This window comes from Microbacterium xylanilyticum, assembly GCF_054654695.1.
Genome location: NZ_BAAIEN010000002.1, coordinates 2032857 through 2047539, shown reverse-complemented (window position 1 = coordinate 2047539; position 14683 = coordinate 2032857). Strand labels below are relative to the sequence as shown.

At 68.3% G+C, this 14683-nt stretch carries 11 protein-coding genes and 1 pseudogene; 3 read left to right on the top strand and 9 right to left on the bottom strand.

The genetic code is table 11. The features are described 5' to 3' along the window. Nucleotides 1-3 precede the first annotated feature (3 nt). Genes ACYQ1L_RS10405 through ACYQ1L_RS10395 form a run of 3 tightly spaced genes read left to right on the top strand, consistent with a single transcriptional unit; the run spans nt 4 to nt 1629 of the window. Entirely contained in the window at nt 4-615 is a 612-nt protein-coding gene (locus tag ACYQ1L_RS10405; protein WP_460004093.1) for a hypothetical protein, read from the top strand. Further along, nucleotides 602-1267 (top strand): DUF2637 domain-containing protein, encoded by a 666-nt coding sequence (locus ACYQ1L_RS10400; RefSeq protein ID WP_460004092.1) that lies wholly within the window; start codon nt 602-604, stop codon nt 1265-1267. The genes ACYQ1L_RS10405 and ACYQ1L_RS10400 overlap by 14 nt, the downstream gene beginning before the upstream one ends. Further along, on the top strand, nt 1264-1629 hold the full coding sequence (locus tag ACYQ1L_RS10395) for a hypothetical protein (RefSeq protein WP_460004091.1): 366 nt from the start codon (nt 1264-1266) through the stop codon (nt 1627-1629). The genes ACYQ1L_RS10400 and ACYQ1L_RS10395 overlap by 4 nt, the downstream gene beginning before the upstream one ends. On the opposite strand, the gene ACYQ1L_RS10390 is transcribed toward ACYQ1L_RS10395, so the two are convergent. From ACYQ1L_RS10390 to ACYQ1L_RS10350, 9 genes and pseudogenes are all read right to left on the bottom strand, one after another. Further along, a complete protein-coding gene (locus ACYQ1L_RS10390) occupies nt 1611-2480 on the bottom strand; it encodes a hypothetical protein (protein ID WP_460004090.1) in 870 nt (289 codons plus the stop codon). The two genes, ACYQ1L_RS10395 and ACYQ1L_RS10390, sit on opposite strands and share 19 nt — an antisense overlap. Beyond that, nucleotides 2464-2913: a hypothetical protein gene (locus tag ACYQ1L_RS10385; RefSeq protein WP_460004089.1), complete on the bottom strand. Its 450-nt coding sequence runs from the start codon at nt 2911-2913 to the stop codon at nt 2464-2466. The genes ACYQ1L_RS10390 and ACYQ1L_RS10385 overlap by 17 nt, the downstream gene beginning before the upstream one ends. Next, nucleotides 2910-3869, bottom strand: a complete 960-nt coding sequence (locus tag ACYQ1L_RS10380; protein ID WP_460004088.1) for a hypothetical protein — start codon at nt 3867-3869, stop codon at nt 2910-2912. Before ACYQ1L_RS10380 ends, ACYQ1L_RS10385 begins: the two co-directional genes overlap by 4 nt. A gap of 3 nt (nt 3870-3872) precedes the next feature. After that, entirely contained in the window at nt 3873-5000 is a 1128-nt protein-coding gene (locus ACYQ1L_RS10375) for a ParA family protein (protein WP_460004087.1), read from the bottom strand. A gap of 91 nt (nt 5001-5091) precedes the next feature. After that, the gene (locus tag ACYQ1L_RS10370; RefSeq protein ID WP_460004086.1) at nt 5092-5844 is read right to left on the bottom strand and encodes a hypothetical protein; all 753 of its coding nucleotides are present in this window, start codon (nt 5842-5844) and stop codon (nt 5092-5094) included. Then, complete coding sequence (gene dnaE / locus ACYQ1L_RS10365; protein ID WP_460005799.1) at nt 5817-9347, bottom strand: DNA polymerase III subunit alpha; 3531 nt, start codon at nt 9345-9347, stop codon at nt 5817-5819. The genes ACYQ1L_RS10370 and dnaE overlap by 28 nt, the downstream gene beginning before the upstream one ends. Before the next feature lie 921 nt (nt 9348-10268). Further along, nucleotides 10269-10352, bottom strand: a pseudogene (locus ACYQ1L_RS10360) (hypothetical protein); the annotation flags it as partial. 103 nt (nt 10353-10455) lie between these two features. Further along, nucleotides 10456-13584, bottom strand: a complete 3129-nt coding sequence (locus tag ACYQ1L_RS10355; protein WP_460004085.1) for a hypothetical protein — start codon at nt 13582-13584, stop codon at nt 10456-10458. 492 nt (nt 13585-14076) lie between these two features. After that, nucleotides 14077-14601 carry a DUF1643 domain-containing protein gene (locus ACYQ1L_RS10350; RefSeq protein ID WP_460004084.1) on the bottom strand — a complete coding sequence of 175 codons (525 nt, stop codon included), beginning with the start codon at nt 14599-14601 and terminating at the stop codon, nt 14077-14079. Nucleotides 14602-14683: the final 82 nt, after the last annotated feature.

The following is a 14683-nucleotide window of genomic DNA, read 5'->3' as shown; positions in this document are numbered from 1 at the left end:
GTCATGAGCACCCTCACGACACCCTCGACCCCGGCCGATTCGGCAGCGATGTCGCATGCCGACCGGCTGGCTGCGCTGACGGCGCTCCGCGACGCCATCGACGGTCACATCGACCAGGAGAAGGACGCGATCCGCACGGAATGGGCAGGTGCCGTCGACACGGTCACGATCCCCACCCGGTTCGGTGGCATCAGCTTCCAGCCGGGACGCCGACCGATCGTCATCAACGAGGACGCGCTCCTCGCCTACGCGAAGACCTACGCCCCGGATCGGGTGGTCACGACCACGACGAAGGAAGTGGCCATCACCGGTGAGGAGTTGATCGCGTTGCTGGAGCGCGTCGCCCCGGACGCTCTGCGCACCGTCGTCACCGAGACCGTCCCGGAAGCGCTCCGCAACGTCCTCATCGCCGATGCGACACCGCTGGACGAGGACACGTTCGTGCGCCTGTCCACGGGCGAGCCGATCGACTACGCCACCTTCGGGAAGCAGGCCGAAGCCCGGGTCTCCTACCCGGCGTCGAAGGAGCAGAAGCTCACGAAGCTCCGCGCCCGGCACGCTGTCGCGGCACGGATCGACGGGCTCACCCTGGAGGTCACCGATGGCACCCTCTGATCACCGGGCCGCGCGCATCAACCCAGACCGGCAATGGGTGGCGACGGGTGCGATCGGGCTGGTCCTGATCGTCATGCTCGCCTCGTTCGTTTTCTCGTTCGTCGCGATCATGAACTCCGGGATCTGGGCCGGCGGCACCGGATGGGTGGCCGCACTCGCGCCCCTGTTCATCGACGGGCCGATCCTCATGTACACGACCGCGCTCGCGATCTACCGGGCACGCCACGACACCGCAACTGTCGTCCGCCGCACCCGGCGCCGGCTGTGGGCGTTCACGTTCGCTTCCGTGCTGCTGAACGCGGCGCACGCCAGCGCGTTCTGGCAGTGGGACTACACGCGCATGGAAGCCTGGTTCGGCACGCTCGTCGCCGCGCTCGCACCGCTGGCCGCTCTGCTGTCCGCGGAAGAGCTCATGCACCTCGCGTTCACCGACACCGCCGTCAGCCCGCCGGACATCGAACCGGATCCCGCGCCCGCCGCAGACGATCGGACGGAGGCGGGAGACCCGGACACGGGTGACGGCGTAGCGGGGGAGCAGGACCTCGACCAGGAGCTGCTGGAGATCACCGCCGCCGAGGAACGGACCTCCGCTCCCGTCATCGTCGGTGGCGCGTTCGCCCACCCGTCCGACAGCGAAGCGGGTGCCCGATGATGCAGCTGCGTGAAGAGGTCACCCTCGCGGTCCTCGACTACTCGCTCGGCGGCACCCCGTACCCGATCCCCGAACCTGTCCTGGTCGAGTACCTCGAGCAGGCTGCTCCCGGCGCCCCGGTCACCCGGGACGCCCTGGACCGTGCCGTGGACGTGTACATCGGCGAGTTCGACACCGTCGCCGACGCGGCCCGGGCGATCACCGCGCAGTCCCTGCCGCGAGATGTCCGGCACCTGATCGCCGGATGGCCGTTCACGTACCTGGACTGGGATGCGGCCTCGCATGCGCTCACCGGCGAACTCGACGGCTCAGATGGCGGGCGTGTGCTCCGGATCGGCCGGCACTACTTCGCGCGAGACTGAGCGTCCGCCTTGTCCTGGTCCCGGAACATGCTGAGGACCGCGTTCACCCGGGCGACCAGCTGGCCCGCCCGGTACCGGGACACACCCATCCGGTCTCTCAGGTTCCGGTCCGTCCACGATTCGCCCTCGAGGGCGATCGCCGCCCAATGGCCGATGGCCGCCGAGACGTCGTCCGCGGATTCCTTCCCCGGGAATGCTGTGAAGGCGAGTGTCTGCAGCTGACGGATGGTGGCGACCAGGGCGCCACGCGTTTCGGGGTCAGGGGCTGCGGAGGTCAGAAGGTCGTACTCCACCGCGTCCAGGGACGTCTTCGACACCCGTGCGCCGGTCACGTCGTCGACGTCGATGAGTGCGCCCTGCTTGGCCGCGTCCGAGCGGGCCGCGAGGGCGTCCGCGTTGTACGCCTCGACGACTTCCTCGTCGGCGACCTGGCGTCCGAGGTCGGCCTCCATGGCCGAGCGCTTCGCGGCGGCCGCGCGGCGGCGACGCATGATCCCGGACATCTCCCCGGCGATCGTCACGGCCGAGGAGTCGCACCACGCCTGAACGTGGTCCCGGCCCCAGCAGTACAGGCGCTTCTGCAGGTCGAGCCGGACACGGCTGAGGAGGTCCGGGGTGAGGTCCATCAGCTTCGCGATGATGCCGACGGTCAGCTCGTTCGTGGTGTCCTCGGCATGGATGCCGGCGCTCGCGAACCGGCGGGCGAGGTAGCGTCCCCACTGCGTGAGCGTTCCGCTGTGGTGCAGGAGCTCGATGAGCTCGTTCACCTTGGTACGTTTGCCGTCCTCGTCCGTCTGCTGAGCGATCTGCTCGAACAAGGAGCGCAGCTGGTCCTCACCAGGTACCGCCATCGCTCCCACCCCCATCCGTTCCGTATGCCTGCGATCGTTCCGGGCCCGGGCTGTAGGGAAACCCCGGCCACGGCCGCCCCTCTTTCGTCCTCGTTGCGTCACAGAATGCCATGAGCCTCCGACCTCCGCTCCTGCCATCGACGAGCCATTGCACCTTGAGGCGAACGGCTTCCGGCCTGGTCAGAGGTTCGGCGCCCAGTAATTCTTGCACCCTGCCCAGAATTCGGACAGCCTTCGCCGTGCTGTAGCCGGGCTGCTCCGCGATCACCCGCGTCAACGGCAGCCGAAGCAGCGCGTGGAACCCGGGCTGGCACGCCTGACGGAGAAGACCCGGCAGGTCCGTCTCGCCCTGCTGCAGCTTCAGCAGCCATTCCGCGCGGATCCGACGCGCACCGTCCAGCTGGTCGTTGACCTGCCGCATGCCTGCGCTCACCATGCCTCATCACGCTCCGGCGGCCGGTAGTCGATGCTGAGGGTCCCGGACGCGGCGATCGTGGCGCCAGCGGTCAGCGCGGCGATCACCCGGCCGCGGGCGACATCGTCGGGGTTCCTCATCCGGTACTCCGCGAGGACCAGGTCCGGGTCCGTCGATTTCAGATCCCAGGCGACCTGCCGGATCTTCCGCCCCTGATGCGGGTCACCGATCAGGGAACGGACCTGGGACTCCGCGGCCGACCAGATGGCCCGGGACATGATCGCCATCGTCGACTTGCGGATGACATGCCCGGTCGTCGCGGTACGCACGATCAGCCGGGTGACCACGGAGCTCGTCTCGCCGTCCCGCCCGTACAGGAGCCGGGAGATGACCTGCTCCACGCCCTCCCGGTCGATCACGCCGCCGCTGCTGTCCTCGCCGAGCCGGTGGATCTCCCGGAACACCTTCCGGCTTGCGCTCTCCACGGAGCTGCGCGCATACGGGCCGAGCAGGTCGACGAGATAGAACAGCGCCGCCTTGCCGTCATCCGCGAGTGCGCGCAGCGACGAACGGCAGTTGCCTTCCAGGATCCGCACGACCTCGCCCGGCCAGGCCGGGTCCGGCATGGCACCGGACAGCGTCGCGACCCCGCCGTGCACGGACACCGTCACGGATCCGGTCTGAGGGGCGTGCCCGCTGTCCTCGACCACCCACCCGAGTTCGACGGCATCCCCTTCCGACAGGACCAGCACGGTCCTGTTCGTGCCCGGGAAACCGCCCCACTGCACCCGGTTGATCAGCCGGCTGCTGTTGTGCAGGGTCGTCGCGAACTGCGGCAGCGCGACCACCACCGATGCCAGAGGATCGAGGTCCGTGAGGAGCTCACCGGCACGATGCCCGCGTGCGACATCGGTGAGATACCGGGCAAGGTTCTCGCCCGTGGGGAAGACGGACCGGAGGGACTCGGAGAGCATCACTCAGCGCCCCGCCCCCGTGAACTGGCGTCCGATCCGCTTGAACACGCCCGGTTTCGGCTGCGGCGGTGCCGGATCGAACACGTCGGAGCGGCCGGTGACACGCAGCAGGATCGCGTTCAGCGCCGACGCCACCGCCGAGGACGAGGCTGCGTCCTGCACCCGGCCCCAGTTCATCAGGTCGTGGAACGCCGGATCCGACGCGGTGTGGCCGATGAACGACCCGAGCGATCCGAACTTCTTCATGAAGTACGCGGCGTCCTCGTCGGTGAACCCGTCGTACCGTGTGGCCAGGAGGAGGGACCGGGACAGTTCGACGCCGAGCGTGCGCAGCTCGGAGAGGCGCTCCTCGAGGTTCGCGAGAGCGGGCCGGTCGTCGGATGCCAGGCCCAGCAGCCACGCGCCGCCCTGCCGCAGCAGCGGGGTGTGCAGGTGCGCCCACAGGTCACCCTGCGGCGCGTACATGATCGATGCGTCGATGATGACGAGGTCCGCGATGCTCCGGGCGTGGTCGATGATCTTCGCGTACACCGACGCGGACACGATCCGCTCGTCAGCCTGCTTCGCGGTCGGTCCGAGCACGACGGCGAAGTCGGGGACTTCCAGGCCCGCCTGCTGACGGTACGTGGCGTAGTCGCTGGGGCGCATGATCGCCCGGTCCGGGTCCCCGGTGACGTACGCGTCGTATGCGGTGGGGACGGGGGCTGTCCGGGGGAGCCGCAGGTATTCGCGGACATCGGCCTGCCCGCGGTTCGCGTCGATGACGATGGTGACGAGTCCGGCCTCCGCGGCACGGTCCGCGAGGGCGATCGACATGGTCGTCTTCCCGACCCCGCCGCGGCCGGCGCCGACGATGATCACGTCCGCGAAAGCGATGCTGGATCGGCGGTTCGACCGTGCATCCTGGTCGATCGCGCCGCGGGCGACCGCGCGTCGCTCCAGGAGGTCGGGCTCCTGCGCTGCCGGCGCTGGGGCGGGGCCCGTGATCTCGATCGCGGGCGCGGGTGCGGGCGCTGACGACGGTGCGATCGCCGGGTCGGACGCCGGTCGTGCGTACGGGTTCCGGCGCAGGTACGGGTTCACCGGGGCGTTCGAAGTCCCGGGCTCGGTTGGGCTCGGCTGGTCGGTCATGTGCTCGCTGCCTTCGCTGATGGTGCCCATACCTTGTAAGAGGCACTCGGGGAATGATCGGTCCACAAAATCGACATGCGCGGTCCGGCGGTCATGCCATCACCACCGCGAAAACCGGGGTCCCCGCGCGGGTCACGGTGACCGCGGAACCGCCCGTGGTCCGCGCGGTCCGGGAGATCTCGGAGGTGAGCTCGCGTCCGTCAGGGCCGTCCGGGAGCGGGACGTCCCGTCGCACGCGGACGAGGATCTCGCTCAGCCGGCGACCTGCGTAAACGGGCACGTCCGGGTGTGCGCCAGCGACCACAGACCAGGTCGGGCTGGGGGCAGGGGCTTGGAGCTCGGCCGGCGCCGACGCCTCGAGGACGGTTGTCTGCGCCGGGACGGGGGCGGCGCTGACCGCTTCGAACAGGGTGTCGTCCAGCACGGCCGCACGAGTCGACGGGGCTGTTGGACGAGCCGTCGTCGCGTCGGACTGGTCGCCGTCGTGCACGTCGTCCGGGGCAGGCTCCGCCGCCTGGACGAAGGGGATGGTCTCGGGCACGGGTGCGGGCGTGAAATCGATCCGCGGGAACGTGGTGGCGGGGAAGCCTCCGGTCTGCGGGTCCAGGAGCGTCACCCGCCGCACGGACTGGACGGTGAGCTCCTTCACGGCCACAGAGTCGGAGTCCGGGTCGGATGGGTCGGACAGCACCTCCCGGTAACGGACCTTCCCGCGTGCGACCACGACGTCACCGGGCCGGGGGACGGGTGCGTGGTCCGCGGTCTGGTGCACCTGGGTCAGCACGTCATCCCAGATCGTCCCCGGGATCGACGCGTTCACGCCGTCGAGACGGACGTTCGCCATCCGTCCTCGCGAGTAGTTCTTCTCGGACCAGGACCCGATGATCGCGAGGATGTCCACGACCTCACGGACGTGTTCGGGATCTCCTCCACCCGGACCGGCTTCGCGTCGAACCGCGGATCCGCGGCAGGCACGGTCACCTGATCCAGCTGGTCGCTGAGGAGGGTCATCGGGCTGTCCCCGAGGGACACCAGCAGCCGGTCCCGCTGCCGGGTGGCCCGCTCGAGCACACCCCATTCCATCGGGGGCACCGGGACCGGCCCGGCGGCGAGGGCGGCAGAGACGGCGGTCAGGCCGAGCCGGGACCCGAACGCGTCCGCGGCGCCGGAGTCGATCAGGGTGCGCAGCGCGGACTGCGTGACGACCGCTTTCGTGGTCTTCTCGCCGTCGCTGCGGTCCGCGTTCACGAGCCGGACGATGTCGTGCAGTGAGGAGAACGGGCCATGCAGGTCCCGTGCCTGGGCGATCAGCGCCCCGGGCTTGCCCAGCCCCTTGATCTCGCTCAGCCCGAACCGGATCGCCATGCTCCCTTCCGGGGCGGTCCGCGCCTGGGAGAGGTTCACATCCGGGGGCAGGACGGTGACCCCCTCCCGCTGCAGCGCACGGAGCACCATGATGCGCTTCTCGTCCTTGCTGGTGCTCGTCGTGGTCGCCAGCATGGCCGCAGCGAACTCCGCCGGCCAGGTGCCCTTCAGGAACGCGGTCACATAGCTGAGCAGCCCGTACGCGGTCGAATGGGAGGCATTGAACGCGTACTCCGCGAACGACACCATCGTGTCCCACAGCGCCTGCACGGTCTCCGGGCGGAACGGGGCGGACTGCACGGACGTCGCAGAATCGGTGGTGGCGATCACACCGGACGCCATGAACTGCTCACCGACCGCCGCCATCACGTCCTTCTTCTTCTTCGACGTGGCCTTGCGCAGCTTCGAGCGGCCCGTCGCGTCGAAACCGGCGACGACGGATCCGATCCGCATGATCTGCTCCTGGAACACGATCACCCCGAACGTCTCCGCCAGCACGGAGGCGATCAGCTCCTGCTCCTTCGGGTCCGAGGTGAAGTCCCGATAGGAGATCTGCTCCTCACCGCGCTTGCGGCGCGCATACGTGTCGTGCATGCCCATGCCCATCGGGCCAGGCCGGTACAGGGCGATCGTCGCAGAATGCTCCGCCAGGCTCCGGGCACGCACCCGCATCGCCAGCTCCGTCATCGGCGGCGAATCCAGCTGGAACAGCCCGGCCGTGCGCCCATCCGCGATGACCCGCCAGGCCGCGTCGACACGTTCCGCATCCCGCCCGGTGTGCGGGACGTCCGGGTCGGGGATCTTCGTCCAGTCGAGCTGCTCGCCCGTCGTCTGCGCGATGTACTTCACGGCCTGATCGATCACGTCCAGGGTGCGCAGCCCGAGCACATCCACCTTCAGCAGCCCGAACTGCTCCGCATCAAGCCCGGACCATTGCATGACCCACCCGCGGCTGTCCTTCCGGAGCGGAACCAAGTCGCCAAGCGGCTGGGACGACACGATGATCCCGGACGCGTGCATCCCGAAACCGGCGACCACGTCCTCGAACGATGACGCGAGCTCGTGGATCCGCTGCGCGGCCGGGTCACTCTCGACCAGGTGACGGTACTCGGCCGCGGCCGTCACCGCCGGGTCCATCAGCTGCGCGGCCGGCATCGGCTTCGCTTCAGCGTTCGGGACCAGCTTCTTCATCCGGGCGCCGAGGGGCGCCTGGTCGAGGACCCGGGCCGCATCGTCGATGGCCCTCTTCATCCGCGACATCGTGAACGTGCCCAGGAACGCCACGTTCCCGTGCCCCCAGCGCTCCCGGAGGTACTGGATCACCTCGTCACGCCGGGACTCCGGAAAGTCCAGGTCGATGTCCGGCGGTTCGCTGCGACCCGCCTCGTAGAACCTCTCGAACAGCAGCCCGTACCGTCGCGGCTCGATCTGCGTAATCCCGAGCAGGTAGGCAATCTCGGACCCCCCGGCGCTTCCTCGTCCAGGGCCGACGGAGATCGGCTCCTTCACAGGCCCCCCGGGCCTCGCGGGGGCGTCGGAGCGCGCCCAGGTCACCAGGTCGTGGACGATGAGGAAGTAGTCCACCATCCCGGCCTGCTCGACGACCCCGGTTTCGGTGAGCACCCGGTCCCGGGTCGCCTGATCGATGCCCCCGTACCGGCCGGCGGCACCGGCACGGAGCAGATGGAACAGGTACTCCCGGTTGGTCGTGAAGCCGTCCGGGGTGGGGAAACGGGGGATCAGGTTCCGCCAGGTCGGCAGGGTGCGCTCAGCGCAGCGATCGGCGATCGTGTTCGTCGTGTCGCACGCCTCCTGCCACCACGACTCCGGGCGCAGCGCCCGCATTTCCGTCTCGGACCGCAGATGGAAGCCGGATCCGTGGAACCGGTACTTCGGGTTCTCCAGCGTGGACTTCGACTGCACCAGCAGCCAGGCAGCGTGAGCCTGCGCGTCGTCGGCGGTGAGATGGTGCGCGTCGTTCGTCGCGACAATGCCGACACCCTCCTCCCGGGCGAGAGCGACCGCATCGGCGAGGATCGCGGATTCGGCGGGGATCCCGTGCTCCATCAGCTCCACGTACACGTTGTCGGATCCGACGGCGCCGATCAGGGTGCGCAGGTAGGTGCGGGCGCTGTCCGCCTCCGCCCAGATGCTCGCGGCCGCGGCCACTGCTTCGTGGACGTCGGCACACCCGGACTCCTCCAGGGCTGCAGCCACCGTGGTCAGATCCGGTGCGTACGGGACGACAGTCTTGGCGAGGGCTTCACGGTGCAGTTGAACCGCCCGGTCCGCGACGGACTGCAGGCGTTCCGCCCGCTCAAGAACCCGGGCGCGCCGGGACAGTGGCCCGAGGACCGGGCCGCCGACGCACCCGGTGAGCACGATCAGCCCCTCCGCATGCTCGGCGAGCAGGTCGAAGTCGATCCTCGGCTTGGACCAGACCGACTCCTGCGCGGCGTTGTTCAACCGGACCAGGTTCGTCCACCCTTCCGGGGTGCGTGCCAGCAGGGTCAAGTGGAAGTACCGGCTCTTCTTCAGACCATCGGTGATCGTCGCGTCGGCCTTGTCATCGCTGCGTTCGGAGTCCTCGTCGGTGGAGTTGTCGTCCGCGTCCACCCAATGCGCGTTCCGCTCGTGCCGGGAACCGATCGCGACGTAGGCCTCGCAGTTGTGCAGCACGAAGTCCGAAACGTAGGAGTTGTCCTCGGCGACCTCGAAGTTGTAGACCGTCTCGTCCAGCTCTATTGCGTTGATCTCGCTGATCGGACGATAGACGTGCTTGTCGTCCTCCAGCGACCGGGGGTACGTGCGATCAGGTGAATATGCGACGGTGTAAACAGGTCGACGTGTGAGCGTGGGGCTTTTGTTCCCTGCGATTGTGCCTTCGTCGCTCCGTTCGGACTTGTGGACGCCGACGAAGAAGCCGAACCCTGCGATGAGTGTCCGGAACCCCCATGCAAGGTCCCGGGATACGACACGCAAGTTGCCGCGCTGGCGGGGAATGGAGGATGAAGATGAACGCCCATCCCCGTCGACGAGACCTTCGATGAACCCGCGCCGTACTGTCTCCGGGCCGACGAGTACGTGTTCGGGTACTCGCTTCTTCCACGAATGGCGGCCAACGAGGGCGTCAACAATGTGCGCGAGTGGAAGGCATGAGACTTCGACGGTCAGGCTGGAGCGTCGATCATGACGCTGCACAGCGCGACCACGTCCTCCTAGCGATCTTGCGAAAGAGATGACTCGCTCCGCATAGGCAATCTCGGCCACATTCAGGTGAAACGAGATCCGGCCGGTGAGCCGGTCATCAGCATGTACACCCAGGGTGCCTTCCGCGGCGTAGAGCCCGAGGAAGTAGCCGAGCTCCTCCGACAAGGGGAGAAGCTTCGGAAAGCCAGTCCAGGTGACTCGGCGGTCGCGGATCGACGACTGCTTCGACACTGACCCGTCACTCACACCCCAACGCTCGCTGGTCGGAACCAGCGCCAGCACGTCGAGGGGTGTGTCTCGCACGTCGGGCTTGGGTACGCATACGTACGAATTCCAGTCCGAGATCCCCCTGTGTGAACCGCGACGTCCGGCGACAATCTCTCCGGGCTTCAACCACTCGCGGTGACCGTTGTGATGGCGTACGAGGATGGGATGCTCGTCAGTGAGCGTAAGCGGTCGTGTGTATCTGCCAGCGAGGCGCACCTCATATGCGCGACCACGATGAACACGGGGCGCCATGACTGAGAGCACGGGACGGTATCGTCCCCGGTGAGTCAGGACCTGATCGCCGACCGTGATGTCCTCAACGGCTTTGACGCCGACGTTCGTGAGGATCTCCTGACCAGCTCGGAGGCAGCCGGCGATGAACTTCACACCCGCCCGGTCCGCGGCGTTCTGGGCCGCCCAGGCCCCGGACAGCCCGCCGTGGTCGGTGATCGCAAGGGCATCCTGACCCATCCCGGCGACGTGCTCGAACCCGTCCTGGATGCGGATCATCCCGTCCAGGGGGCTGTGCTCGCTGTGCACGTGCAGGTGGGTGAACGCCACGTCGGGCTCCTTTCGGCTGCTGGTACTTGCTCAGATACCCGCATCACGACGATCAGCTGTCATCGACGCTGAGCATCCGGGACAGGATCACCGGGACACCACGCAGCCGGGCCGATGTCCCATCGAGCTCACCGCTCCCGGCGAGGCGGGCTTTCGTCTGCACACCCTGGTCCGGCTTCCAGTTCGCCGGCGCGAAACCGTCCGCGTGCGTCCACACCTGCTTCCACGTGTCCGCCGCCCGCTGACCGGACGGGATCCAGTCCGGATAGTGCCGCTGGGCGAGCGCGAACGCAGACTGCGACGAGAACAAGGCGACGAGCTCTGGCACGCCATCCGGGCCGTCCGCGGCATCCGCGACGCCCGTCGGGATCCCGACCACCCCGATCGTCTCCCCGCGTGGTTCCCACTCGCCGCGGGAGTTCACCCGCCACCCGCACGCCCTGTTCAGCAGGTCCGCATCCTCGCCGGACTGCACCGGACGCTGCCCGGACACCGTCGGATGCTCCAGGTGCGCCTTGCCGGTGGCCATCAACTCCCGCAGCGCGCGCATCAGACGGTGCGTGTTCGAGTCCTTGCTGGCGAGGACCAGGTCCCGGCGGGCGTACCGGACGAGCTTCTCGTGCAGCCCCTCCTCGTCCGTGAACAGACGGATCAGCGGGTCGTCGTCGGCGACCCCCGCCCACGTGCCCAGCCACCGGAACACGTCCAGGGTGAACGCGATGTCCGCGAACATGCCGGAACGGCGGTCCTTCAGTCCTCGATCGACATCGTCACCGAGGCTGCGGGCCATGATCTCCTTCACGTCCCGGATCCCCACCTGGGCGATGTCATGCATCTCCGCCCACGTGGACGGGACCGGCAGGTCCGCGTAGTCCTCCCGGAGCTCGTTGACCTTCGAGTCGTCCGGGTCGATGTTCACCCAGAACCGGATCATCGCGGCCGTCAGCCGGGACAGCGGCTGGTCCGGGCTGTCCCGCAGATCCTGGATGTGCTCAGCAGCCTTGCTGGACCGGTCGAGGGTGCCGAGCGGGATCCCGATCATCCGCTGACGGATGGACGCCTTCACCTGGTTGTTCTCGGCGGTGAACACCTGCACGGCCCGGGGAAGCTGCTTCGCCCGCTGGCCGCCGTCGACCGTGCCGCGACGCTTGCTGTTCCCGTTCTGCTTCGCCCGGATCAGGTCCTCGATCTTCTCGGACTGCTCCTCGTCCTTCTGCCGGGACGTCTTCGGGGCGATGTCGTCGATGACGAACAGGGGAGTGCGGGCGACCGAGTGCTCGAGCGCGGCGAACGTGTCGTTCGCGGAGCCGGGCAGGTGATGCTGCGTCCACGCGGAAGGGCGGGACGCGTAGAAGCCCATCATGAACGAGCCCAGCCAGCTCTTGCCAGCGGACGGCCCGCCGTAGATCTCGACACTCGTGATCGACTGGGAGGGGACGGTCGGGCGCAGCGCGGTCGCGAGAGCGATCGCACCGATCGCGGGGTCACCCCACGGGCAGTTCGCGATGAACGCGTCGGCGATGGTCGTCCAGTCCTGACGGACCTGGTCCTTCCACCCCTGCAGGTTGCCGGCATCGTAGAACGCCCAGTAAGTGTCGTTGACGCCGTACCGGGACACGCCGTCCATCACCTTCTCGGTGACGCCGGGACGGTTCGCGAGCTCGTCGTCCCTGGTGCGCCCGAGGACCTGCTCGCCGACGATGAACACCGGCCATCCGCTGCGGGTGGGGACGTACCCCATCGTGTCCCAGGTGTCCTGCTGCTCCGTCTCCTCGGCACGGTGCGCCTTCATCGCACGTCGGAACCCGTCCGCTTCCTTCCCCTTCGTGGGCGGGAAGTCGGGGAGCATGGTGATCTCATCCGGGATGTGCGCCCCGTACCGGTTCCAGTCGGCGGGCGACACCAGCAGCAGTTCGCTGGTGCCCGTGATCGTCGCGGTCCGCGTCGTACCGTCGTCGCCCTCCCAGGACAGTTCGATCACCGCCTCGCCGGGCTTCACGGACCGGATCGTGTTCTGCTCGGTGACGAACCCGACCCGCGGTGTGATGTCGGTGAGCGCGTGCAGGGAGGACACGGACCGGACACGGGCGCCGTACGGGAGCCGGTCCTCCCACAGGAACAGGTCGCCGCTGCCGTCCGGCGCGGGACGGCGGACGTATTCCTGCGTGGTCAGCCCGTCCGCGGTGATCCGGTAGTCCCCGGGCCGGTACTGGTCGTCCTCCGCCGCACGCGGCTCCGGCGGGAGTGTGTCGTCGATGAGGTGCAGCAGGTCCGGCCATCCGCCGACGTGGGACAGGTAGTCGTCGATGCCGAGCTTGCCGACGAACCCGACGACCGCGGCGTCCTTTTCCGCGTTCGCGCCGCCGAGGTCCACGACCTTCGGGATGCCGCGCTTCTTCTCGATCAGGTCCCACATCTTCGACGCCTGGCGCCACACGTTCCGGTTCTCCCGGAGGTCCCCGTCGAACGCGGTCAGCACGTCCCGGTTGTCCAGCTTCAACGTGGACCATTCGACGTTGTTGTGCCAGTTCCCGACGCCGACCAGGGACACGATCGTGACCCGGTCCCGCGGCGGGACGGCGAGCAGCAGCGTCTGAGCTTTCGCCCTGGCATCCTCCGCACTCGCGGTCGTGCCGGCGTTGTCGGTCAGGACCGCCAGGTCATCCGCGGCGGCCCCGGCGCTGAGCAGCAGCGCGGTGAGCGCCGCGTCCCCTTTCAAGCAGCCCTCGGTGATCAGGACGGCGGGAGACTGGGCGATCCACTCGGCCGGGGTCGCCGGGTTCGTGTCGAGGACGGAGTCGTGCCCGGCGAGGAGCTCGTACTTCGCGGCCCGCTTCGTCTTCGGGTTCAGCAGCGGCTTCGACGGTCGCAGCTGCAGTGCACCGAAGGTGGCAAGTGCCTGTTCCCGGGCGACGGTGCTCACGGAGTACCAGGGCAGCACGAGGAAGTCCTCTGACCCGTCGACCATCGTCTGCAGCTTCTTGACGATCGAGCGGGTGGAGCCTTCGACTCGAGCGGACTCCGCGACGGTCTTCGCGGTGTCCGGGGCATCCACGGTGTAGTAGCCGCGCGCTTGTGCGATCAAGGGGGCGACCTGCGAGTCGGCGAGCTTCACGGCTCCGGATCCCGTGATGACGGGGGCGTAGTCGGCGGCGGTCCACCGGGCGTCAGGAGATGGCATGCGCTCCACATACCCGCAGACGCAGGGGAAAGGCCGGCCCAACTCCTCATCAGCGGCTGGGATACCGGCAGATTCCTACTCCTGACTGGGATCGGGGGTGGTCGGCCCACCAGCCCGGCCCACCCGGCCCACCCCGGCCCAACACAAGTTGGGCCGGGTCTTGCCTTACTCCCGACTGGGAACACGAGGGGCCGGCCCAACTACTACTACTTACTGATCTACGTCTAGAAGAGAGAGAGAGAGAGAGTACAGGGCGCTCCCCTTCGCCCTAGACGTGTGTTTTCACGTCCCCCTCTCTATACGTATGTTCCCCCGCAAAAACGGTGGGCCGGTGGGCCGGACACACATAAACAACCCGTGAACAGGGCTTTCCTGCCGTAGACAGGTTGGGCCGGGGTTGGGCCGGCCCAACCTGAAAAATGGGCCGACCCCGAAAAGCCGCGAAATCAGGGCCGATCCGGCCTGCGGGTAGGTGACGACCGGCGCGGCGCCTCAAGCGGCGAGGCTGCGGAGGTAGGCCCGGACGTCGAACGGCTGCAGCGGCAGCGCGTAGGCCGCTCGGGATGGGTGCCGTGGATGACCGGTCTTGAGCGGCGCTCCGATGCGGGCCCATGACCCACCGGCACGGTCGACCAGGGGCACGATTCCGGTGAGCAGCTCGGGCAGGTACGGGCGCCTGGTGATCTCCCAACCCCATGCGGCGAGCATCGTCAGCGGACGTCCGTCTAGGAACTCGGTGATCCGGAGCTCGTTCTCGGCGCGCAGGTCGGGGCTGTACGTGCGATGCATGCCCGCAGGATCCGTGGATCGCTGCGGGTAGATGTTCAGCATCGCCCAGCTGTCGAACCCGTTTCGTCCGGCGAACCCGATCAGTTTGCTGACGGTCTGGTCTGGGCTCCCCGGCGCAGCGGTGCTCGGGTTGACGCCCACGCAGACGAGCGGGTTCTCGCCGATGGTGCCGAGCACGAATCGTGCCGAGTCGTCGGCGCTGTGCTCGTAGATCCAGGCACCAGTCATCCGGGGTTCCTTCCTGCTCCCCACACGGTACCGGTGCCCACAGTCGCTCCCGTGAACCGGTGGTCCCGGTGGGCTTCGGCCA